This is a genomic window from Halococcus thailandensis JCM 13552 (genome assembly GCF_000336715.1).
Taxonomy (GTDB): Archaea; Halobacteriota; Halobacteria; order Halobacteriales; family Halococcaceae; genus Halococcus; species Halococcus thailandensis.
The window spans coordinates 1-254 of sequence record NZ_AOMF01000003.1; the positions used below are offsets into that span (position 1 = coordinate 1).

The window sequence follows — 254 nt, forward strand, 5'->3', positions numbered from 1 at the left end:
GCGTCGGGGCCAAAGCGGCCCGACTGCTCGACGACTGGGGCGCGGACATCGTCGCGGTCAGCGACGTGAAAGGCGTTCGGTACGAACCGAACGGGATCGACACCATGGCGGTCCCGTCGTTCGAGGAGGAGCCGGAGGCCGTCACCGACGATGCCGACGAGGTGCTGGCACCCGAGAAGCTGTTCGAACTCGATGTCGACATGCTCGTTCCGGCAGCGATCGGGAACGTCATCACGAAACAGAACGTCCACGAC

Annotated in this window: 1 pseudogene; it reads left to right on the forward strand. The window is 65.0% G+C overall.

From position 1 onward, the window contains the following. A pseudogene (locus C451_RS00035) lies at positions 1–254 on the forward strand (Glu/Leu/Phe/Val dehydrogenase); the annotation flags it as partial.